At 57.1% G+C, this 275-nt stretch carries 1 rRNA gene; it reads right to left on the bottom strand.

The features are described 5' to 3' along the window. A 16S ribosomal RNA gene (locus ACF8ML_RS00030) occupies positions 1–275 on the bottom strand; the annotation flags it as partial.

Genomic DNA, 275 nt, shown 5'->3' on the forward strand with positions numbered 1-275 from the left:
AACCCGAAGGCCTTCATCCTGCACGCGGCATTGCTGGATCAGGCTTTCGCCCATTGTCCAAAATTCCCCACTGCTGCCTCCCGTAGGAGTCTGGGCCGTGTCTCAGTCCCAGTGTGGCTGGTCGTCCTCTCAGACCAGCTACAGATCGTCGGCTTGGTAAGCTTTTATCCCACCAACTACCTAATCTGCCATCGGCCGCTCCAATCGCGCGAGGCCCGAAGGTCCCCCGCTTTCATCCTCAGATCGTATGCGGTATTAGCTACTCTTTCGAGTAG

The sequence above is a fragment of the Delftia sp. WSY_10 genome (assembly GCF_043104705.1).
Classification (GTDB): domain Bacteria; phylum Pseudomonadota; class Gammaproteobacteria; order Burkholderiales; family Burkholderiaceae_C; genus Comamonas; species Comamonas tsuruhatensis.